The sequence below is a fragment of the Streptomyces tateyamensis genome (assembly GCF_003205575.1).
In the GTDB taxonomy this organism is placed as follows: domain Bacteria; phylum Actinomycetota; class Actinomycetes; order Streptomycetales; family Streptomycetaceae; genus Kitasatospora; species Kitasatospora tateyamensis.
This window is the reverse complement of sequence record NZ_PYBW01000298.1, coordinates 422-773: the sequence shown is the minus strand read 5'-3', so window position 1 is coordinate 773 and position 352 is coordinate 422. Positions and strand designations below refer to the sequence as shown.

Here is a 352-nt window from a genome sequence, read left to right as displayed (position 1 = left end):
ACGGCCTCTGGAACACCAACACCGGTCTCAGTGCCGACCTCACCGAGGCGGACCTTGCCCGGATGAACCGTCAGGGCCTGCCCGCCCTGACCCAGACCGACGGGCTCGCCCTGCTGGACGCGGCCCTGGCCTCCCCCCACCCGGCGCTGGTCCCGCTGCACGTCAACACCGCCGCCCTGCGCACCCGCACCGACGAGATCCCCGCCCTGCTGCGCGCCCTCGCCCCCACCGGGGCCGCCCGCCGGGCCGTCACCAGCAGCACCTCCGAGAGCGGAGCGGACGTCCTTCGCCGGCGCCTGACCGCCCTCAGCCCGGCCGAACGCGAGCGGGCCCTGCTGGACCTGGTCCGCAC

The 352-nt window shown here is 76.1% G+C and carries 1 pseudogene; it reads left to right on the top strand.

Annotated features, from left to right (window positions below):
• Positions 1-62: 62 nt before the first annotated feature.
• Positions 63-352, top strand: a pseudogene (locus C7C46_RS35645) (hypothetical protein); the annotation flags it as partial.